The following is a 20,015-nucleotide window of genomic DNA, read 5'->3' on the forward strand; positions in this document are numbered from 1 at the left end:
TCGGCTGTAAGTGGGGAGGGGACATCCGCAGGATACCGGGGTGGTGGTGGGGGGACATGAGCGCGGGCCCTGACCGGGGGTTTGGCCGGTCAGGGCCCGAACTGAGGACGTTGCTGCTGTGTGCTCCCGGAGAAGGATTCGAACCCTCATTCAACGGACCAAAACCGTTTGTCCTACCTTTAGACGATCCGGGATAGTTTGGCCGCTATGTCCGATTGTGGTGATCGGCTTCGCGTGCCGCACCTACTATGCCGCACCAGGACCCTTCGATGCGACGGTACAAGTCGGCGCTCTTGAGGACTTTGATCGCGAGGCACCCCCGGTAGGAGTCGCCCACGTTCTTGCGGACCGTTTTGGGGTTGTGCTTCTTCAGTGTCGTTTTGAGGAACGCCGAACGGTCCGCATCGACAAGGTCGGCCCAGTACAGTTCCGCGCCGGTCACGTCGGCGTTCTCGTGGATCATTACCGTGAACCGCAGGCGTTCGCGTTCGACGCCCAGCAGGTCCAGCCAGGCAAGGAAGACGTGGATCATGCCGGGATCGCTGTTGACGAAAGTCACTCTCTCCCGGCGGTCGTAGGGCTTGTCCTTGCTCCCCTCGGCCCAGTAGAGGCCGACGCCCACCAGGAACAGCTCGCGCGATGTCAGGTTGCCGACCGCACGTTTGGCGGCCTCCTTGGTGTTTTGCCGCTCCTCGTCGCGGATGCGCAGCTTCGCTTCCCAGCCTCGCCGGGCGATCGCTGCGGACTCTCCGAGGGTCCGTTTGCGCTCCGGCTTCGGAAGATCCCTCACCCACAGCGAGATCGAGCTCTTGGAGCAGCCCAGCTCCACCTGGATCCGGTCGTAGGTCCATCCCTGGAGGCGGAGTTCCCGCGCCCTGTCCCTCAGGTCGTCCTTGGCGTTCGGGCGCTTCGTCCACTCGGGGGCGGGCTCGCCCTGGAGGAGGCGGTTGAGGATGTCGTTGTTGTCGACGTGGAGTCGGTCGCGGATCTGGCGTCGGCTCAGCCCTGCCCGCCGCAGTGCCACCGCCTGGTCTCTCAGTTCTTCGAAGTCGGCGTATTTGCCTGGTGCATGTGTCACCTGCATACCGTCCGGGCGGAATGCCTGCTTCCGGGGTCGAACGGTGTGCGGTTCGGCAGTTCGAGGGATTTGGGCCGTATCGCATCCGAACGGTCACGGAATGTGGTGGGGGTTCAGTCGGGGAAAGTCCCCGGAAAACCGGCACCGGGCGCCCGTAGGCTGGGGCCATGACCACGACGGGGGAAGACCATGTGAGGGCCCGGGGAGGGCCGTGGCGGTGGGACAGGCGGCGCGGTGCCGTGCTGGATGTGAGTCTCGCGGTGGTGTCCGCGCTGGAGTGCGGGCTGGAGGGGATTCCGTTCGCGCGGGACGCGGGGATTCCGGTGGCCGCGGGTGTGGTGTTCGGGGTGCTGGCGGGTTCGGTGCTGCTGGTGCGGCGGCACTGGCCGATCGTCGTGGTGCTGCTGGTGATCGCCATCACGCCGGCCCAGATGGGTTTCCTGATGGGCCTGGTGGGTCTGTACACGCTGGCGGCGTCGGAGTTGCCGCGCCGGATCATCGCGTCGCTCGCCGGGATGTCTCTGGTGGGGACGTTCATCGTGACGTTGGTGCGGGTGCAGCAGGACATGGCGCGGGGGGAGCTGGACCTGGGGGACTGGTTCGTTCCGTTCGCGTCGGTCACGACGTCGTTGGGGCTTACCGCGCCGCCGGTGCTGCTGGGGCTGTACGTGGGGGCGCGGCGGCGGTTGATGGAGAGTCTGCGGGAGCGGGCGGACAGCCTGGAGCGGGAGCTTCAGTTGCTGGCCGAGCGGGCCGAGGAGCGGGCCGAGTGGGCGCGTAACGAGGAGCGGACGCGGATCGCGCGGGAGATGCATGACGTGGTCGCGCATCGGGTGAGTCTGATGGTGGTGCATGCGGCGGCATTGCAGGCGGTGGCGCGGAAGGATCCGGAGAAGGCGGTGAAGAATGCCGCGCTGGTGGGGGACATGGGCCGGCAGGCGTTGACGGAGTTGCGGGAGATGCTCGGGGTGCTGCGGTCCGGTGGGGGCGGCGCGGGGCGGAGTGCGGGTGCGTCGGTGCCGCTGGCGGCGGTGGGTGCGGCGGCGGCCGCGGCGGCGTCGCGGGCGGTGGACGAGGCTCGGCGGGCCGGGGGTGAGGGGCCGAGTCTGTCGGAGATCGATGAGCTGGTGGGGCAGTCGGCGGCTGCGGGGATGGTGGTGGCTCTGTCGGTGGAGGGGGAGGGCCGGCCGTATGCGGGGGAGGTGGAGTCGACGGCGTACCGGGTGGTGCAGGAGGCGCTGACGAATGTGCACAAGCATGCGCCGGGGGCGAAGACGTATGTGCGGCTGGCGCATCGGGTGTCGGAGTTCGCGATGCAGGTGGAGAACGAGCCGCCGCCGGAGGCCGGGTCGTCGGCGCGGCTGCCGTCGGGTGGGAACGGCTTGGTGGGGATGAAGGAGCGGGTGTCGGCGCTGGGTGGGGTGTTCGTGTCGGGGCCGACGGATGCGGGGGGTTTTCGGGTGTCGGCGGTGATTCCGGCGTCGTAGGCCCGTCGCAGGTCCGGCGGGGTGGGGTCGCGGGCGGGGCGGTCGGAGGGTGTGGGGTCCAGTCGTGCCCGGTGTGCGGTGCCCGGTCTGCGGTCGGCAGGTGTGCGGTCGGCAGGTGCGCGGTCGGTCGGTGTGCGGTCAGCCTGTGGTGAGGCGGGCGGGTTCGGTGCCGGTGATGAGGACGGTGAGGCCCTGGTCGATGTGGTGGCCGAGGTACCAGTCGCCGGTGTGGTCGAGGGCGTAGACGCGGCCTTCGGTGTCGATGGCGACGAGGGTGTCGGTGTCGGTTTCGGTGCCGATGGGGCAGACGTCGGTGTCGAGGGCGCGGCCGAGGTCGCCGAGGGTGCGGGCCATGTGGAGGCCGTGGAGGGGGTCGAGGTGGAGGGTGGCGGGGGCGAGTTGGGGGGGGGGGGGGGGGGGGGTGATGTGGAGTCCGCCGAATTCGGCCCAGGCTTCGACGGCGGCGGGGAAGACGGTGTGGCGGTGCCCTGCGGGTGAGGTGTGGTCGCGCAGGGTGTCGGCCCAGACTTCGGCTTGTTTGATGTCCCAGCGTCCCGGTTGCCAGCCGGCGGTGCGCAGGGCGGTGGCGACGGGGTCGGGGAAGCGGTGTGAGGTTCCCCCTGGCTCGGGTGGGGCCGGGTGGTCGGGGGAGAGGGTGCGGTCGGTGCGCATCTGCCGTTCGTTCGTCGTGGTGGTGTGGCCGGTGAGGGGGGTGGCCGGCCGGATGGTGGTGGAGGGGTGGGGGTGTGTCAGGGGTTGGTACGGAGGGGGTGTACGGAATCACTCACCGGGTCGGGTCATCCGGGGTCGACGACGCGGACGCCGAAATGGGCGGCGAGGGCGGTGCAGGCGCGGCAGGGTGCGGCGTATCTGCCGTGGAGGGGGTCGCCGTCCTCGCGGATGTGACGGGCGGTGAGTTTGGCTTGTTTGAGTGCTTTGCGCGCTTCGCCGTTGGTCATGGGTTTGCGTGCGGCGCGTTTGCTGCGTGCGGTGTCGGCGGTGGTGAGGTGCCGGGAGATGAGGATGGTTTCGGCGCAGCGGCCGGTGAAGCGGTCGCGTTGGCCGCTGGTGAGGGTGTCGAGGAAGTCCTGGACGAGGGGGTGCAGGTCGGGGGGTGTGTCGCCGCGGGCGGCGGTGCCGGTGAGGGTGGTGCCGCGGATGGAGAGGGCGGCGGCGATGGTGGGCAGGATGCCGTCGCGGCGGTGGTGGAGGAGGGGGGTGCGGGCGGCGTCGGTGCTGCTCCAGCCGATGCGGGGGTCGCCGGTGCGGGGGTCGGCGGTGTGCCCTGCCGGTGTCCCTGTTTGAGTCATGTTCATGATCGCATTCCCCTCCTGTGCATCCCCCGGAAGGTCACAGAGTGCCAAATGGCGTGGCTGATGGGGAAGCTGGGGCGGGGCGACACGCCCAGGTTTGGGCATGCTGTCACGGGAGGGTGACGTTTGGTCACGGAGCCGGGTGGGCGAGCCGCCGGTGCCCGGTGACCGGTGCCGTCGTACCGCATAGGCTGTTGGTGTCGCGATTCCTGCGGTGATCCGTGCGAACGACGTGCGGGGCGCCGGGGGAACGGCGGCGGTAAGCAGTCGAAACAGACGTGACAGTCGAATACGTTCCGTAACGACACGATGGTGGTCGGTGCGGGTCGTCCAGAGTGCCGCAGGGGGCAACCGCCATGACGACAGGTCGGCTCGGGCAGAGAGCCGTGCCGCCGAATGCGGCCTATTCCGGGCAGGTCGTGCACTTCCCGGATCCGGTGCGGGCGGCCCGTCACCCGAGAGGGGTACGGGTGGACGAACGTGGGTACCCCGATTTCTCGCCGTACGCGCGTGCGGCGGCGGAGATCGCGGAGCCGCCGGAGGGATTCGGTGTCGACGAGCTGCGGCTGACGGACTACGTGTCGGCGAACGCGGCGCTCGCGGCGACCGGTCATGAGCTGTGGGACACGGTGCCGGCGGTGGCGACGCCGCACGGCTGGACGTGGCATCACGCGGCGGCGTCGCGGCGGCTGGAGCTGGTACCGGTCGAGGTGAAGGCGCTGCTGCGGCACCACGGTGGTGTGGTGACGTCGGGCGTGGACCAGGAGAAGCGGGGCACGCGGCCGTTGCAGGAGACGCGCCCGGCGCATTTCCGGCTGCCGAAGTCGGGGCTCGCGGTGACCGAGGCTCAGGTGCTGAACGTCGAGGAGGACCTCGGCTACCGGCTGCCCGGCGCGTACCGGTCGTTCCTGAAGGCGGCGGGCGGTTGCGCGCCGATGGGTACGGCGCTGGACGCCGAGCTGGGCCTGCTGGTCGACCAGCCGTTCTTCACGGTGCGGGACGAGGCCGCGGTCAATGACCTGGTGTACGTCAACAAGTGTCTGCGTGATCACCTCACCAAGGACTATCTGGGTGTCGGTTTCGTCCAGGGCGGTCTGCTGGCGGTGAAGGTGCGGGGCGAGCGGGCGGGTTCGGTGTGGTTCTGCGCCTACGACGACGCGCGGGACGTGGATCCGTCGTGGCTGCCGGCGGAGCGGGTGGAGCGGCTGCTGCTGCCGTGCGGGGACGACTTCGACGCGTTCCTGGCCCGGCTGGCGGGGTCGCCGCCGGAGCTGGAGACGGTGGCGAATCTGATGGTGGACGGCGGCTTCGCGCAGGTCGTTCCGGTTGCTGCGGGGGAGTGAGGTCCGGCGATGGTGACGTTCGCGCAGGCGCAGGAGCGTGCGGAGGAGTGGATCAACGGCGATGTGCCGTCGTATCAGCACCGTGAGGTGCGGGTACGGGAGTTCGGCCTCGGGTTCGTGGTGTGGGCGGAGGACCGCGCGGACGGGCCGCGTTCGGACGGCGGTGCGCAGCGGCTGGTGATCGCCCGGGACAGTGGTGAGGCGACGCTGTGGCCCGCCCTGGCGGTGGGCGAGGTGATCCGCCGGTACGAGGAGGAGTACGCGCGTACGGACGCGGCGGCCGAACCGGCGCCGGCGGCTCCGGCGCGGGTGGATCTGAATCAGACGTCGTTCCTGCTGAGTCCGCCGGAATGGTTGCAGGAGGCGGCGGACCGGCTGGGGATTCCGGACCGGCGGGGGGAGACGTCGGGCGCTCCGGCGGGTACGGCCGGGACGGCGGGCGCCCCCGGTGGGTCCGGGACGGCGGGCGCGTCCAGCACGGCCGGTGGGTCCGGTGCGGGTGATTCCGGGGCCGCGGCGCCGGGTGCGCCGGCGGCGCCCGGGAGTGGTGCTGCCTGGCCCGCTGCCGGTGGGGGCGACTCCCCGGCGGGGCCCGGTGCGGGCACTGCGGGTGGACCGGCCGAGGTGACCCCGTGGGCCGGTACGGACACGAGCGCCGATGCCGGCGAGGACGGTTCGGTGCCGCTTCCGGACACCGTTTTCGCTCCGCCGCTGAGTCGGTCCGACGACGACACGCCGCCGCCACCGGCGTCGGCGTCGAACGCCCCGACGGCGCTGCTGTCGGGGGGCAGCCGGCTGCCGCCGACGGCGCTGACACCGGCGTTTCCGGACGCGGGCGCGGGCGCGCCGACTCCGCCGGGCGCGCCGGCGGCGCCGAGCGCCGCGGACATCGCCGACGCCGCGACCAGCAAGGCGGTTCCGCCGCGCCGCCCCTCGGGCCCGACGACGCCGCCTCCGCCGGGCGCCCCGGGTACGCCGGGCGTGCGGCCGGGGGGCACGTCCGCGCCTGCGTCGTCGCCCCCGTCCGGTCCCGGCGCGCAGGGTGCTCCGGCGGGCGGGTACGTACCGACGCAGATGGTGTCGTCCCTGGGGTCCAACGGCCTCAGTGGTTCCAACGGCCCGACAGGCCCGGGGAGTTCGACGGGCGGCCCGCAGCCGCCCGGTGCCTCGACGCCCCCGCCCGGTACTCCGCCTGTGCCGGGCACGCCACCCGGCGGTGTCCATCACGCGGAGACGATGTTCGCCGACCCCGGCCGGCCGGGCGCCGGTGCGCCCCCGCCTCCGGGCCCGCCCGGTGCTCCGGGTGCCCCTGGCGCTCCGCATGTTCCTGGCGCTCCAGGTGTTCCTGGTACTCCGGGTGCTCTTGGTGCTCCTCGCGCCCCGGGGGGCGGGCGTGGCCCCGTGCATCACGCGGAGACCATGCTGGCGGGCCCCGCGGGCGGTGGGCCCGGTATGCCTCCGCCGCCGTCGGCCCCCGGTGGCCCGGGTGTGCCTCCGCCTCCCGCGCCGCCCGGGATGTCCGGTGGGATGCCGGGTGCGGTGCCGCCGGGCGTGCCCGGACCCGGCCGGCCGCCGATGTACGGCTATCCGCCGCAGCCGGCCGGGCAGCCGACGGTTGGCCCCGGCTATCAGGCCGTGCTGCGCTACCGCGCGCAGGACGGTTCCGAGCAGCAGCTGATCCGGCGTTCGGCGCCGGGCACGCCGCATCCGGAGTGGCAGATCTTCCACGAGCTGCGTGCGATGAACGTGCCGCCGCATCAGGTGCTGGAACTGCACACGGAGTTGGAGTCGTGTGAGCTTCCGGGTGCGTACTGTGCGCGGATGATCCGGGAGCAGTGGCCGCAGGCGCGGATCACGAACATCGCGCCGTACGGCACCGATCATGCGAGCCGCCGGCAGGGCATGCGGCAGCTGCTCGTTCATCAGGGTGAGTTGCATCAGGTGGCGGACGGGCCTGCCCGGCCGGCGCCGGTGCGCGCGCCGCTGACGCCGGTGCAGCCGGCGCCGCCGGTTCCGCCGGAGGCCATCGGGCAGGAGCTGGCGGGGGCGTTCGGGACGGGGGTGTTCCGGTTCGAGCAGCAGGCGGTGTCCCGGCAGGGTGTGCCGCCGATCGTGGCGCACACGCTGGTGGCCGCCGGGCTGCCGTTGGACATGGGCCCGTTCTTCTGGGCCCAGGCGCAGCCGGGCCGTCCGGTGCCGACGCTGGCGGAGCTGGCCGCGGAGCGGGGTGTGCAGCCGGCCTCGGACGCGGGCTCGTACCTCGTCATGGGCAGTGACTTCGGCAAGGCGGTCTGTGTGCAGTACGGCACGGCGAACATCGTCGCGGTGCCGGTGGAGGCGGGGCCGGGCGGTGCGCCCGTACCGCCGCAGTTCGTGAACACGGGGCTGCCGGAGTTCGCGCGCTGCCTGGCGTTGCTGGGGCGGATGTGGCGGCTGCGGTTCGGGCTGAACCAGGAGCAGGCGGGCCGTTGGACCGTCGACTTCCAGATGCAGCTTGCGGCGCTGGATCCCGCGGCGCTCGGTTCGCCGGAGAGCTGGTGGTCGGTGCTGCTGGAGCAGATGTGGGACGGACTGCTGTGAGCAGCGCCCGCCGCTGACGCGAACGCGGCGTGAGGAGCCGGGCCCGGTCGGACGTGCGTGTCCCGACCGGGCCCGGCCGCGCGTGGTCGCCCCGCAGTGCGTCGGCATATCGTCGTCGCAGCTCTCGCCCCGATCCATGGTGTCGAACGTACGGGGGCGTGGAGAGGGTGGATGACGTGGTGCGCACCGTCGCCCGCGTCCGCTTCCAAGGCGTCGGCCCTGTCGAGGTCGACCGGCGTGTGCGCCTGTCCGCCGCCGGACGGCTTCACAGGTGAGCCCGAGGTCGTGGGAGAGCGGGGCCTTTGAAGGACTGCCCTTGATGCGGGCCTCGGCAGCTTTCTCGGTGGTCACCGGGACGGCACCGGGCCGAGGTGACGGCCGTCGGAAGCGGTGTCTTCGATGGCTTCCCTTCCCGGCGCGACGAGCTCGATCGATCCGAACGGCCGTGTCCCGCCGAGGGGCGCACAAGCGATCACGGGCTCCACGTTCCGGTCCGGGGCGCCTGGCGATCTCCGCGGGGCGGAAGCCCGCGAAGCGTCCTGTCGAGGCGGGGCGACCACCCGGTCCGGCGGAGCCGCCGTCCCCGCCCCGCGCATTCCGGCGCCTTGACCGGCCGCACCACCCGGTGGGACGCCATCATCCGAATGCCACCCGCGATTCACCAGGCCCTTATGGCCCTCGCCGGTCAATCGTCCATATGTTGACATTCCTCGGGAACGATTGAAATGTAAGGTGCATGGATTTTCGCCAACTCGAGTACTTCAGAGCCGTCGTCGAGGCGGGCTCGGTTTCACAGGCCGCCAAGAACCTGAACATGACGCAGCCGCCGGTGAGCCACGCCATCGCCAAGCTGGAGCTGGAGCTCGGAGTGCGGCTGCTCGAGCGGACGGCGAAGGGCGTTCACCCCACCCAGGCCGGACTTCACCTGGTCTCCAGGGGCGAGCGTCTGATCGCCGACCGGAACCGAGTCGTGGAGACGCTGAAGCTGATGGGCGAGGGCGCGGTCGGAGACCTGCGCGTCGGCGTGGAGCCCATGGTCATCAACGAGATCATCGCCGATGTGCTGGCGGAGTTCCTCGAACAGGCCCCGAGTGCACGCGTCAGTCTGGCCGATGTCACTCCCGATGTCATCGTGCAGAAGATCCGGAGCGGCGAGCTGGACATGGGCTGCGTCCCGTTCGGCCCTGCGCAATTCGCTGGATTCGTCGCAGAGATCTGCGACTGGTATCCCATTATGGACATCGGTCTCAAGCTTGCCGTGCCCCGGTATCGTGCACAGGAATCACACCCCGACGGAAAAGGGTGGGGCCGCTGGATTCTGCCGTCCCGGATTCCCGCTTTCTCGGGCATGCCCGACGTCGCGGAGAAAGCCCTGTCGGACGACGAATCCTTCGAAGTCCTCGAAGTCTCCACGCCGCAGACGGCACTCGCTTTCGTGGCTGCCGGACTCGGGGTCGCCCCCGTGACCGAGCGCATCACGGGCAAACGTGATGCGGTGACCCTCCTCGATCCCCCGCGATGGCTCAGGCCCATGCAGGCGACCCTCCTGTGGAAGCGCGAGGGTGGGATCACCCCGCTGATGGAGCGCTGGCTGCAGGCGACTCGAACTGTCGCCGCGCATCGCCGTGCACTCGCCTCATGAGCGGATCCGGTCGTATGGGCCGGGCCGGCCATACAAAAAACTATGTACCCCTCTGCTGGGCCATGCATGGAAAGGGGAAAAGGAATCGAGATCGAGGGCCCGTGAACTTTGATGAATCGGTGTGACGTGCGTCACTTTCAACTGGATATCCGCTTGGTTTCGGCGTCCGCGCCGATGTTTGAAAGTCCAGGTCAGAGGGGTGTCCGAGTGGTGCGCCGGCCGACGGGCGCATCGCCGGCCGATGTGCCCGGGCCCTGACGGCTCCTTCTTGACTCTCTTGTCCTGCGTCATAGCCCGTGTCAGTCTTCCCGGCAATTCGACGGCGTAGGCAGTTTTGGATCGATGAGGAAACCACCTCGAGGGATCGCTGCTCACGTATTGACTGCATGGACCGATGGCTTGTCCCGGCTCCGTGTATGACGAGAAGGGGTCCGGTCAATGACGACGGGAAACGCGAATCAGTCGGCAAGCAGCCCTGTCGGCCGTGATCATCTCCCCTTTACCGGAGATGAATATCTCGAGAGCCTCAACGACGGCCGCGAGGTCTGGATTTACGGGGAGCGGGTGGAGAACATCGCCGAGCACCCCGCCTTCCGCAACTCCGCCCGCATGATCGCTCGCATGTACGACGCCCTGCACGACCCGGCGCGCAAGGACATCCTCACCGCGCCCACGGAGGGGGGAGGCTTCACCCACCGCTTCTACCAGGCGCCCAAGAGCGTCGAGGAGCAGGTGGCCTCCCGCGACGCGATCGCCGAGTGGCAGAAGATCGCCTGGGGCTGGATGGGCCGCTCCCCCGACTACAAGGGCTGTTTCCTCGGCACCCTCGGCGCCAACGCCGAGTTCTACCGGGGGTTCGAGGACAACGCGCGCAACTGGTACCGCAAGGCCCAGGAGAAGACGTGGTACATCAACCACGCCATCATGAACCCCCCGGTGGACCGCGGTATGGGCGCGGACGCGGGCAAGGACGTCTTCATCCGGGTCACCAGGGAGACCGACGCCGGCTTCTACGTCAAGGGCGCCAAGGTGGTGGCCACCGGATCGGCCCTGACGCACTACACGTTCGTCGGTCACGTGGGCCAGGTCGCCGTGCAGGACCCGGCCTTCTCGCCGGTGTTCATCACGCCCACCAACGCTCCCGGCGTGAAGCTGATCTGCCGTACGTCCAACGAGTACCGCGCGGCCGTGCTGGGCAGCCCGTTCGACTACCCGCTGTCGAGCCGTCTGGACGAGAACGACGCGATCCTGGTCCTCGACGACGTGTTCGTGCCCTGGGAGAACGCGTTCATCTACAACGACCTGGAGCAGGCCAACAAGTACAACATCCACTCCGGCTATCTGGAGCGCGCCTCCCTGCACGGCTGCACCCGGTTCGCCGTGAAGATGGACTTCCTGGTCGGCATGCTGGCCCGCGCCCTCGACGTCACCGGAGCAGGCCAGTTCCACGGCGTCATGTCCCAGCTCGGTGAGGTCATCGCCTGGCGCAACACGTTCTGGGCGCTGTCGGACGCGATGGCCAAGAGCGCGGTGCCGTGGAAGGGCGGCATGATCCAGCCCGACCCGCAGTTCGCCGGCGCCTACCGCGTGATGAACCAGCTGGCCATGCCGAAGATCAAGAACATCATCGAGCAGGTCGTGGCCAGCGGCCTGATCTACCTCAACTCCCACGCGAAGGACTTCAGGACCCCCGAGATCCGCGGCTACCTGGACACCTACCTGCGCGGTACGGGGGGCATCGGCGCCGAGGAGCGCGTCAAGGTCATGAAGATGCTCTGGGACTCCATCGGCACGGAGTTCGGGGCCCGCCACGAGCTGTACGAGATCAACTACATCGGCAGCAACGACGTGACGCGTCAGACCAACCTGTTCGGCGCCCGGGGCAGCGGTCTCCTCGACTACTGCAAGGACTTCGCCCAGAGCGCCATGGACGAGTACGACCTGGACGGCTGGACCGTGCCGGACCTGAAGGGCCCGGACGACGTCAGCATCCTCAAGGGCTGACCGTCCGCGAGGCTCCCGCCCGCCCGGCTTTCGGCCCAGCGGGAGCCCCCGGCCCATCCGGCGGCGACGGCTCCGTGCGTGCCGCCGCGCTCTCATCCACCACAGGAGGACCCGTGGCTACGGCAATCGATGCTGCCCACGTCACCTACGAGGCACCGGATCTCGAGGTGATGGAGAAGTTCCTGACCGCGTTCGGCATGGTGAAGGCCGAGGGCAGCGACGACCGGACCCTGTACATGCGGGGAACGGGCACTCAGCATCACATCCATGTGACCCGCAAGGCCGGCAAGCAGCGCTTCATCGGTGCGTCGATCGAGGTCGCCACCTACGACGACCTTGTCGAGCTCGCCGCGAAACCGGGGTCCTCCCCGGTCCGGGAGTCGACGGAGCCCGGCGGCGGCCACGAGGTCTCGATGACCATGCCCGACGGCATCGGGATCCGGGCGATCTGGGGACGGGAGAAGGCCGAGCCGATCCCGGACCGGGACCCCTTCGTGATGAACAACGTCCGCGACAGGAACCGGGTGAACGCGGCCGTCCGCCAACCCGTCGCGCCGTGCACCATCGCACGCCTGGGTCACTTCGTGCTCCACGTGAAGAACCACGACGAGTCGATGGCCTGGCTCAACGAGCGCTTCAACTTCCTGCCCTCCGACTACTTCGTCCCGCCGGGCGAGGAGGGCCCCGTCGTCGGCACGTTCGTCCGGCTGGACCTGGGCGAGCAGCTCGTGGACCACCACTTCATGCTCGTCCTGCAGTCGGACTGGGTGGGAGTCCACCACAGCGCCTTCGAGGTCACCGACATGGACGCGGTGATGTCGTCGCACGACTACCTCATCCAGCAGGGGTACACCCTCGACGTCGGAGTCGGCCGCCACCTGCTCGGCAGCCAGATCTTCGACTACTGGAAGGACCCGTTCGGCTTCCGCATCGAGCACTACACCGACGGCGACATCGTCGACGGCAACCACCGGCCGACCAAGTTCAACGGTACGGCCAGTGACACCACTCAGTGGGGGAACCGCCCGCCCCTGGAGTTCTTCCAATGAGCGGCACAGCGCGCGCGCACCGCGCCGAACCACTGCCGGAGCCGGTCCGCGCACAGCTGATCGGCGCGGGTTCGGCCACCGTGGCCAACATGCTGCTCCGGCGCGGCCTGCGGAACGTGATCATGGCCGGCGTCCGGCCGCTGGCAGCCGACCAGCAGCCGCTGGTGGGCACGGCCCACACCCTGCGGTTCATCCCCGCACGTGAGGATCTCGACACCCTCGCCACCTACTCGAGCAGCGACAACCTGCACCGGCGGGCGATCGAGGAGTGCCCGCCCGGCGCGGTCCTCGTGATCGACGCGTTCGGCAGCACGGCCGCCGCGTCCATGGGCGACATGATGGCGGCGCGGCTGAAGCACCGCGGTGTGTCGGGTGTCGTCACCGACGGCGGTTACCGGGACTCGGCGGCCATCAGGGAGACCGGTCTGCCGTGCTACCAGCGGGACAACGCCCCCAAGGCGACCCCCATCGCCCTGCACCCGGTCGCCCTGGACGAACCCGTCGGCTGCGGCGGAGTGGCGGTCTACCCGGGCGATGTGGTGCTGGGCGACGGCGACGGCGTCGTGGTCATCCCCCAGGACCTGGCCGCGGAAGTCGCCGCGGAGGCCGCCGACGCCGCCGCCTACGAGGAATTCGCGGCGCTGGAAATCCAGCGCGGCCGGTCCCTCTTCGGGCTCTTTCCGGCCACACCGGAGAGCCGCCAGGAATACGACACGTGGGTGGCCGCCGGCCGCCCCGGACGGGAGTGAACAGTGGACATCGACCCCGCGGCCATGAAGTCGCTCGAGATCCTGATCCATGCCGCCGACCTCAAGGACGAGGACTGGATCGACTACCCCGACTACGGGTTCCGTCAGTACTTCCTCCACAAGAACCCGGACACCGGCGCCAGCATCGCCCTTCTCGAGTACGACAAGGGCGGCACCATCCCGACCAGGCACACGCACGCCTCGAACCAGTTCATGTACTGCCTCGAGGGCGACTACGAGTACACCGACTCCGGCCTCCGGCTGCGTCCCGGTTCCTTCTACATGAACCCGAAGGACCACCCCCACGGCCCGACCCTGGCGCACGAGCGCAGCGTGCTGATCGAGATCTACGACGGCCCGCACTACTACGAGAAGCCCGAATACCACACGGACGAGACGATCGGCGACTTCCTTGCCAAGGAGTGAGGTGCCGGCCCGTCCGACGTATTCCTGCCGAACCCGCGACGTTGAGGGAAAGCGATGATGAGCGAAACCGTCAAGACTTTGTTCGACACCGACGAGGTGCTCGCCGAATTCGGCCTGGACCAGGTGCATTCCGGTACCTACGGGGACTCGATCGGCTGGGGGACCGTCGAGGGCCGGCCGGTCATCGAGGCACAGTGTCCCGCAGACGGTGAGGTCGTGGGCCGGATCGCGGCCTCGGACGGACAGGACTACGAGACGATCGTGGCCGCCGCCGTCGAGACCCAGAAGCGGTGGCGGATGGTGCCGCCGCCGCGCCGCGGGGAGTTCGTGCGCCGGATCGGCCTGCTGATCGAGGAGCACATCGACAGCCTGGCCGCGATCGTCTCGCTGGACACCGGCAAGTCGACGATGGAGGCCAAGGGCGAGCTCCGCGAAGCGGTCGACATGGCGACGCTGGCCGCCGGTCAGGCGCGGATGATGTACGGCTACACCCAGCAGTCCCAGCGGGTCGAGCACCGCATGTACGACCAGTGGCTGCCGCTGGGCGTGGTCGGTCTCATCAGCGCGTACAACTTCCCGGCCGCCGTCTGGGCGCAGAACGGGTTCCTTTCCGCGATCGCCGGCAACACGGTGGTCTGGAAGCCGAGCCCCAAGGTTCCGCTGACCGCCGTCGCCGTGCAGAAGCTGGTCAACCAGGCGGCGGCGGAGCTGGGATGCGAGGGCGTGTTCTCCCTGTTCATCCCCGACGACGACGCCGTCGCCGAGAAGCTGGTCTCCGACACCCGCATCGCCATGATCTCGTTCACCGGCTCCACGACCGTGGGGCGCAAGGTCGCCGAGATCGTCGGATCGACGCTCGGCCGCCGGTACCAGCTGGAGTGCTCGGGCAACAACGGCTGCATCGTCGACGAGACCGCCGACCTCGAACTCGCAGCCAAGGCACTGACGTTCGGCGTGGTCGGTACGACCGGCCAGCGGTGCACGAGCACCCGCCGCGTCATCGCCCACGCGAGCATCGCGGACGAGCTGGTCGAGCTGATGAAGAAGGCCTTCGACCAGATCACCGTCGGGGACCCCCGCGACCCGGACACCGTGGTCGGCCCGCTGATCGACCGGAAGGCGGTGGAGGACTACCGGAAGGTCCTCGCCGGTGCCGAGCGCCAGGGAGCCACCGTGGCGTACGGCGGCAACGTGATCGACCGCCCGGGTCTGTACGTCGAGCCGGCCATCGTCACGGGTGTCGAGCCGCACTTCGAGATCGCCCAGTCGGAGACCTTCGTGCCGATCGTCTCCGTGCTGACCTACGACGATCTCGACGAGGCCATCGAGATCCACAACGGCGTCGCCCAGGGTCTCGCCTCGGGCATGCACAGCACGAACCTGACCCACATCGAGACGTTCCTCTCCGCCCGCGGCAGTGACTGCGGCATCGTCCGGATCAACATGGGCACCACGGGCGCCGACGTCGGTTCCGCGTTCGGCGGCGAGAAGGAGACCGGGGGCGGCCGCACCGCCGGCTCGGACGCCTGGAAGGGCTTCATGCGCCGCCAGAGCGTCTGCGTGAACTGGGGCGGGACCTCCGCCTGGGACAACCGGATCGACCTGTGAGGACCACGGCCATGAAGAAGCAGCGTTTCCTCTCCGACGCCGTGCGTGAGCCGGCGGACAAGATGTGGTCGAACTGCCTGCGGATCGACGACCTGATCATGATCTCCGGAATGACGGCGCGCGGGCAGGACGGGGCGAGCGTCCTCGGCGACACCGCCTACGACCAGGCCAAGGTCGTCTTCCAGAAGATCAGGGATCTGGTCGAGGCGGCCGGCGCGGTCATGGACGACATCGTCAAGATGACGATCTTCGTCACGGACATGCGGGACAACGCCGGGGTGTGGAAGGCCCGTCAGGAGTTCTTCTCCGGCGACTTCCCGGCCTGCTCCCTGGTCGAGGTCTCCGCTCTCGCCAAGCCGGAGATCCTGCTCGAAATCGAGGCCATCGCGGTGGCCGGCTGCAGCGTCGACTGAGCGCTCTCAGCGACTTGACGCGCGTCCCACTGTGAAAAGTGGCCGTGGGCGCCATATCCCTCAGGGAGAGGAACTGTGTCCTCACCAACCAGAAATCCCAGATCCACCGATTCGGCACTGGCGGCTGCGGCAGAAGACCATTCCCTGGTCAGCGTGCCGATGGCAGAGCGGAAGAGCGGCTATCAGCTCGCCCTCAGTCCGATCAGCGTCGCGACCGCGCTCGTCATCTTCGCCATCGCCGGCTTCACGGTCGTGCTCGCCGGTTTCGCGGTGGGCATGATCGTCGGTGTCCTCGTCGCGGGCTTCGCCGTGGCCCTCGGCAGGGCCCTCGGGCGGATGGCCTTCGAAACCGGCATGTCGAGCACCATCACCTCCCGGTTCTTCGGGTTCGGCTTCATGGGCTCGTCGATCGGCTCGATCATCTTCGCGTTCATGATCCTCGGCTTCCTGGCCATGGAGTCCGCCCTCCTCTACCAGGGCACGCTGCTGATGTTCGACCTGCCTGATTCCTGGCCGGTGCGCATCCTCATCTACGGCCTCATGACGCTGGCGTGGATCACTCTGGCCATCTTCGGCCTCAAGCTCGCGCTGCGGGCGTCGGCCGCCCTGACCGCCGTCACGCTCCTGGTCACGCTCTACATGCTGATTCACATCTACGTGATCCAGGGCGCCAACCCGATGGACGTGTTCACCTACAGCGGTGTCGTCCCCGGCGGTCTCTGGCCGAAGTTCGAAGCCGCGACAGGGGTCATGGGCGCCACGGCGGGAACCATCGCCCTGGTCACGACGGACTTCGCCCGGTACTGCCGCACGCGCCGCGATGTCACCGTTCTGGCCGCCTCCGGCCCGATCACCCAGAACGTCATCATGACCGTCCTGGGATCGCTCGTCGTCATCGGCGGCATGCCCGAGGTGATCAACCACCTCATGGCCAACGACGCCGGTCTGAGCGAGGAAGCGGCCGGCGCCGCGGGCAGCACGTACGTCATGGAGAACACGGGTGCCTTCTTCGTCATCTTCGCCGGCTGGATGGGCTTCATCACCATCTACGCCGCCCAGGCGAAGGCGCAGGCCATCAACGCCTACTCCGGCTCGCTGTCGCTGGTCAACCTGATCGACTCCCTCACCGGGTGGAAGCCGGGCCGGGCGGCGATGGTGGTGATCGGAAACGTCATCGCCCTGGTGATGATCGCCGCCGGCATCCTGGAGCAGTTCGCCGCCTACCTGGCGTACCTGGGCTCCATGACGCTCGGCATGTGCGGCGTGATGATCGCGGACTACTACCTGGTGCGGCGCGCGCGGTACGACCGGGCCACCCACCGGGTGGAGAAGTGGAACTGGGCCGGCGTCATCACGCTGGTGCTGTCCGCCGCCGTCGGCACGGTCCTGATGGCCACCGACGTCTTCGCCCTCGGCTTCCTGGTGTCGTTCGTACTGGCCCTGGCCGCCTACCCGGCCCTGCGGAGCCTGCTGCCCGAAGGCACCGGCACCACGTTCGTCGCGGGTGAGGAAGCCGTCGAAGAGGCCGTCTGACCCCGGCCGGCGGCCACGATTCCACGGCACGTGGCCGCCGGCCCACCCCGGCCCGCAGGGGCCGAACCCACGATTTCCAGGAGGTTCGGGATGACCGACATCATGTGGGACTCCGAGATCTATGAGAAGGCCGCCGACGCGAAGACCCTTGCGTCGAGCGCCGCGATCCCCTCGCTCGCCGATCCCCGCCTGCTTCGCAACACCCTGGGCAACTTCGCCACGGGCGTCGTCGTGCTCACGTACCGATCCGGCGACAGCTACTACGGCGTCACCGTGAACTCCTTCACCTCGGTGTCCCTGGATCCGCCGCTGCTGCTGGTCTCGATGCAGCGGAACTCGAGGGCCCTGACCTATCTGCTCGAGCGGCCCTTCGCGGTCAACGTGCTCGGCGACAACCAGCTCGACACCGCGCTCCACTTCGCGGGCAAGCCGCAGGACGCCCACCTCATCGAGTGGGTCGACGACGACAACGCGCCGCGGATCAACGGTTCGCTGGCGTACTTCCAGTGCACTCCGTGGGCGGGCTACGACGGCGGGGACCACGTCCTGGTCCTCGGGCGCGTGATGTCCTACGGCCAGCAGGACGACACCAACCCCCTGCTCTTCTACCGCGGTCAGTGGAGCGCACTGGCCCAGGAGAGCGGAACCGCCGGCGGCGGTGCGCAGTCGGAGAGGAGCCGGTCATGACGGTCCAGACCCAGGTGAACGAGGACTTCTCCGGGCTGCTGAAGCAACTGGACGCGATCTACCCCCTGTTGCAGAGCGAGGCCGCGGACGGCGAGCGCCTGCGGCGTCCGACTCCGGTGGTGCAGGACGTGCTCCGCGACAGCGGAGTCTTCACCTTGATGGTGCCGGCCGAACTCGGCGGCATGGAGGCGTCCCCCCTGCAGATCCTGCAGGTGATGGAGAAGCTGTCCCACGCCGATGCCTCGCTGGGGTGGCTGGTGCGCGCCGTGACGAGCGAGACGGCGGTCGCGGCCACGTACCTGGGCGACGAGGCGGTGGCCGAACTCTTCACCGAGGACACGTTCCCCCTGGTGGCGGGCCAGTCCACGTCGTTCACCGGCCGGGCCGTACGGGAGGACGGCGGCTACCGGGTGAACGGGGCCTGGCAGTTCGCGCCCGGGGTGTCCATGGCCACGCACCTCAATCTCGCGGTGACGGTCCACGGGACGGGAGAGCGGCTGGTCTGCCTGGTTCCCCGCTCGGCCCTGCGGATCAGCGACAACTGGGACATGCTCGGGCTGCGGGCGACCGCGAGCCTCGACTACCGGGCCGAAGACCTGCTGATCAAGGACGCCTACGTCTTCCGCCCCGGCCCGGAGCACGCCCGACGGGGCCGTTCCCTGCACGGCCTGAGTCCTGCTCTGCTGGCCGGCCTGCACCAGGCGGCCTGGTCGCAGGGGGTCGGGCGGCGCATGCTCGACGAACTGCGCGAGCTGACGCAGCGCAAGGATCCCGCCGCAGGGTCCCCGGTCACCAGCGACGAGTTCTTCGCGGAGTACGCACGGCACTTCTCGCACGTCCGGGGCACGATGGCACTGCTGCGCGAGACCTGGTGCGAGAACGAGTCGACGCTCGCGGCGCAGGCCCGACTGAACGACGAGCAGGAGACGATGTCGCGGCTCGCCTGCAGCCTCGCCACGCGGACCGCGCTGGAGATCAGTCAGCTCGTGCACCGTTTCGCGGGGGCCCAGGTCATGCGGGACGGCGCGCTGCAACGCTTCTTCCGCGACAGCCATGCCGGAAGCCAGCACCGGGGCTCCTCGCACATCGTGACGCAGAAGTGCGGCCGGATCCTGTCGGGCACTCTGCCCGCCGGATCGCACTGGGGGTTCTTCGATCTCGTCGTTCCCGAGCAGACCGCCGTCGGTGCCTGAGGCGGTGGGTCCGACCGCGGGACCCGGCGGCAGGCAAGGGGGACGGCGCAACCGGAAAGGAGAGACATGAAACTGGCAACCGTGCGTACCCCCCGGGGGGGACGAGCGCGGCCCGCCTGGACGGTGGGGAACTCACCGAGATCCCCGGTCATGCCGACGTCGGTTCTCTGCTGGCGAACGACGACTGGCAACGGATCGCGAGGAATGCCACCGGGGCCCGGCACCGCAGGGGCGATGTCGAGCTCCGGACAGTCGTGCCGAACCCGTCGAAGGTGCTGTGCACCGGCCTCAACTACACGAGCCACATCCAGGAGATGGGCCGGGATCTCCCGGCGTACCCCACTCTCTTCGCGAAGTTCGCCGACACCCTGACCGGCCCCACCGACGCGGTCGCGGCCGTGGCGGAGGACCCGGAGATGGACTGGGAGGGTGAACTCGCCGTCGTCGTCGGGCGGACCGCGTACAAGGTGAGTGAGGCGGAGGCGGGAGAGTGCATCGCCGGCTACACGGTGGCCAACGACATCTCGATGCGGGGGTGGCAATACCGTTCGACGGAGTGGCTCCAGGGAAAGATCTGGGCGCGTTCCACCCCGGTCGGCCCGGTTCTGGCCACTCCCGATGAATTCGATCCCGCAACCGCCGTTCTGCGTACGACGCTCAACGGCGATCCGGTCCAGGAACACCGGATCGCGGACCTGTTGTTCACTCCTGCTCACCTGGTCGCGTATGTGTCCACCATGCTGCCGCTCCGCCCCGGAGACCTGATCCTGACCGGCACCCCCGGAGGAGTGGGGAGGGCTCGTACCCCGCAGCGGTATCTGAAGCCCGGGGACCTGGTCGAGGTGGCCATCGACGGTATCGGCGCGGTGTCGACGCCGATCATCTGAGCGCTGGGCCGGGGCGTCGTGCG

The 20,015-nt window shown here is 69.3% G+C and carries 17 protein-coding genes and 1 tRNA gene; 14 read left to right on the plus strand and 4 right to left on the minus strand.

The features are described 5' to 3' along the window. Window positions 1–123 precede the first annotated feature (123 nt). Both ACFP2V_RS07785 and ACFP2V_RS07790 read right to left on the minus strand, forming a co-directional pair. Window positions 124–194 (minus strand) — tRNA-Gln (locus ACFP2V_RS07785). An 11-nt stretch (window positions 195–205) separates the two neighbouring features. Further along, window positions 206–1,084: a hypothetical protein gene (locus ACFP2V_RS07790; protein ID WP_381207414.1), complete on the minus strand. Its 879-nt coding sequence runs from the start codon at window positions 1,082–1,084 to the stop codon at window positions 206–208. Between the two features lie 161 nt (window positions 1,085–1,245). On the opposite strand from ACFP2V_RS07790, the gene ACFP2V_RS07795 reads away from it, so the two are divergent. Further along, complete coding sequence (locus ACFP2V_RS07795; protein ID WP_381207417.1) at window positions 1,246–2,565, plus strand: sensor histidine kinase; 1,320 nt, start codon at window positions 1,246–1,248, stop codon at window positions 2,563–2,565. A 138-nt stretch (window positions 2,566–2,703) separates the two neighbouring features. Here ACFP2V_RS07795 and ACFP2V_RS07800 read toward each other — a convergent pair whose 3' ends face one another. Together ACFP2V_RS07800 and ACFP2V_RS07805 are read right to left on the minus strand one after the other, a co-directional pair. Then, complete coding sequence (locus tag ACFP2V_RS07800) at window positions 2,704–3,237, minus strand: SUKH-3 domain-containing protein (RefSeq protein ID WP_381207420.1); 534 nt, start codon at window positions 3,235–3,237, stop codon at window positions 2,704–2,706. A gap of 125 nt (window positions 3,238–3,362) precedes the next feature. Beyond that, window positions 3,363–3,881 carry a YwqJ-related putative deaminase gene (locus tag ACFP2V_RS07805; protein ID WP_381207423.1) on the minus strand — a complete coding sequence of 173 codons (519 nt, stop codon included), beginning with the start codon at window positions 3,879–3,881 and terminating at the stop codon, window positions 3,363–3,365. A 353-nt stretch (window positions 3,882–4,234) separates the two neighbouring features. On the opposite strand from ACFP2V_RS07805, the gene ACFP2V_RS07810 reads away from it, so the two are divergent. The 13 genes from ACFP2V_RS07810 to ACFP2V_RS07870 all read left to right on the plus strand — a co-directional run bounded on the left by ACFP2V_RS07810 (window position 4,235) and on the right by ACFP2V_RS07870 (window position 19,992). Then, complete coding sequence (locus tag ACFP2V_RS07810) at window positions 4,235–5,221, plus strand: SMI1/KNR4 family protein (protein WP_381207426.1); 987 nt, start codon at window positions 4,235–4,237, stop codon at window positions 5,219–5,221. A gap of 9 nt (window positions 5,222–5,230) precedes the next feature. Beyond that, on the plus strand, window positions 5,231–7,801 hold the full coding sequence (locus tag ACFP2V_RS07815) for an SUKH-4 family immunity protein (protein ID WP_381207429.1): 2,571 nt from the start codon (window positions 5,231–5,233) through the stop codon (window positions 7,799–7,801). 736 nt (window positions 7,802–8,537) lie between these two features. Next, complete coding sequence (locus tag ACFP2V_RS07820) at window positions 8,538–9,443, plus strand: LysR family transcriptional regulator (RefSeq protein WP_381207432.1); 906 nt, start codon at window positions 8,538–8,540, stop codon at window positions 9,441–9,443. Between the two features lie 438 nt (window positions 9,444–9,881). After that, on the plus strand, window positions 9,882–11,447 hold the full coding sequence (locus ACFP2V_RS07825; protein WP_381207435.1) for a 4-hydroxyphenylacetate 3-hydroxylase N-terminal domain-containing protein: 1,566 nt from the start codon (window positions 9,882–9,884) through the stop codon (window positions 11,445–11,447). Window positions 11,448–11,560: 113 nt separating this feature from the next. Next, a complete protein-coding gene (locus tag ACFP2V_RS07830) occupies window positions 11,561–12,496 on the plus strand; it encodes a VOC family protein (protein ID WP_381207438.1) in 936 nt (311 codons plus the stop codon). Next, the gene (locus ACFP2V_RS07835; RefSeq protein WP_381207441.1) at window positions 12,493–13,245 is read left to right on the plus strand and encodes an RraA family protein; all 753 of its coding nucleotides are present in this window, start codon (window positions 12,493–12,495) and stop codon (window positions 13,243–13,245) included. The genes ACFP2V_RS07830 and ACFP2V_RS07835 overlap by 4 nt, the downstream gene beginning before the upstream one ends. A gap of 3 nt (window positions 13,246–13,248) precedes the next feature. Then, entirely contained in the window at window positions 13,249–13,671 is a 423-nt protein-coding gene (locus ACFP2V_RS07840; protein ID WP_381207444.1) for a cupin domain-containing protein, read from the plus strand. A 54-nt stretch (window positions 13,672–13,725) separates the two neighbouring features. After that, on the plus strand, window positions 13,726–15,279 hold the full coding sequence (locus tag ACFP2V_RS07845; protein WP_381207447.1) for an aldehyde dehydrogenase family protein: 1,554 nt from the start codon (window positions 13,726–13,728) through the stop codon (window positions 15,277–15,279). Between the two features lie 11 nt (window positions 15,280–15,290). Beyond that, on the plus strand, window positions 15,291–15,692 hold the full coding sequence (locus ACFP2V_RS07850) for a RidA family protein (protein ID WP_381207450.1): 402 nt from the start codon (window positions 15,291–15,293) through the stop codon (window positions 15,690–15,692). A 159-nt stretch (window positions 15,693–15,851) separates the two neighbouring features. Continuing rightward, window positions 15,852–17,225: a cytosine permease gene (locus ACFP2V_RS07855; RefSeq protein WP_381207572.1), complete on the plus strand. Its 1,374-nt coding sequence runs from the start codon at window positions 15,852–15,854 to the stop codon at window positions 17,223–17,225. A gap of 90 nt (window positions 17,226–17,315) precedes the next feature. Continuing rightward, window positions 17,316–17,912 (plus strand): flavin reductase family protein, encoded by a 597-nt coding sequence (locus ACFP2V_RS07860; RefSeq protein WP_381207452.1) that lies wholly within the window; start codon window positions 17,316–17,318, stop codon window positions 17,910–17,912. Next, window positions 17,909–19,105, plus strand: coding sequence for an acyl-CoA dehydrogenase family protein (locus ACFP2V_RS07865; RefSeq protein WP_381207455.1), 1,197 nt, complete (start codon window positions 17,909–17,911; stop codon window positions 19,103–19,105). The genes ACFP2V_RS07860 and ACFP2V_RS07865 overlap by 4 nt, the downstream gene beginning before the upstream one ends. A 254-nt stretch (window positions 19,106–19,359) precedes the next feature. Continuing rightward, on the plus strand, window positions 19,360–19,992 hold the full coding sequence (locus ACFP2V_RS07870) for a fumarylacetoacetate hydrolase family protein (protein WP_381207458.1): 633 nt from the start codon (window positions 19,360–19,362) through the stop codon (window positions 19,990–19,992). Window positions 19,993–20,015: the final 23 nt, after the last annotated feature.

It is taken from the genome of Streptomyces incanus (assembly GCF_042656345.1).
Taxonomy (GTDB): Bacteria; Actinomycetota; Actinomycetes; order Streptomycetales; family Streptomycetaceae; genus Streptomyces; species Streptomyces incanus.

What these genes read in the sequence shown, in the direction of transcription:
- ACFP2V_RS07860 (WP_381207452.1), top strand. Translation starts at nt 17,316, where the DNA reads ATGACCGACATCATGTGGGACTCCGAGATCTATGAGAAGGCCGCCGAC.
- ACFP2V_RS07865 (WP_381207455.1), top strand. Translation starts at nt 17,909, where the DNA reads ATGACGGTCCAGACCCAGGTGAACGAGGACTTCTCCGGGCTGCTGAAG.
- ACFP2V_RS07825 (WP_381207435.1), top strand. Translation starts at nt 9,882, where the DNA reads ATGACGACGGGAAACGCGAATCAGTCGGCAAGCAGCCCTGTCGGCCGT.
- ACFP2V_RS07835 (WP_381207441.1), top strand. Translation starts at nt 12,493, where the DNA reads ATGAGCGGCACAGCGCGCGCGCACCGCGCCGAACCACTGCCGGAGCCG.
- ACFP2V_RS07845 (WP_381207447.1), top strand. Translation starts at nt 13,726, where the DNA reads ATGATGAGCGAAACCGTCAAGACTTTGTTCGACACCGACGAGGTGCTC.
- ACFP2V_RS07855 (WP_381207572.1), top strand. Translation starts at nt 15,852, where the DNA reads ATGGCAGAGCGGAAGAGCGGCTATCAGCTCGCCCTCAGTCCGATCAGC.
- ACFP2V_RS07810 (WP_381207426.1), top strand. Translation starts at nt 4,235, where the DNA reads ATGACGACAGGTCGGCTCGGGCAGAGAGCCGTGCCGCCGAATGCGGCC.
- ACFP2V_RS07800 (WP_381207420.1), bottom strand. Translation starts at nt 3,237, where the DNA reads ATGCGCACCGACCGCACCCTCTCCCCCGACCACCCGGCCCCACCCGAG.
- ACFP2V_RS07795 (WP_381207417.1), top strand. Translation starts at nt 1,246, where the DNA reads ATGACCACGACGGGGGAAGACCATGTGAGGGCCCGGGGAGGGCCGTGG.
- ACFP2V_RS07820 (WP_381207432.1), top strand. Translation starts at nt 8,538, where the DNA reads ATGGATTTTCGCCAACTCGAGTACTTCAGAGCCGTCGTCGAGGCGGGC.
- ACFP2V_RS07815 (WP_381207429.1), top strand. Translation starts at nt 5,231, where the DNA reads ATGGTGACGTTCGCGCAGGCGCAGGAGCGTGCGGAGGAGTGGATCAAC.
- ACFP2V_RS07790 (WP_381207414.1), bottom strand. Translation starts at nt 1,084, where the DNA reads ATGCAGGTGACACATGCACCAGGCAAATACGCCGACTTCGAAGAACTG.
- ACFP2V_RS07805 (WP_381207423.1), bottom strand. Translation starts at nt 3,881, where the DNA reads ATGAACATGACTCAAACAGGGACACCGGCAGGGCACACCGCCGACCCC.
- ACFP2V_RS07850 (WP_381207450.1), top strand. Translation starts at nt 15,291, where the DNA reads ATGAAGAAGCAGCGTTTCCTCTCCGACGCCGTGCGTGAGCCGGCGGAC.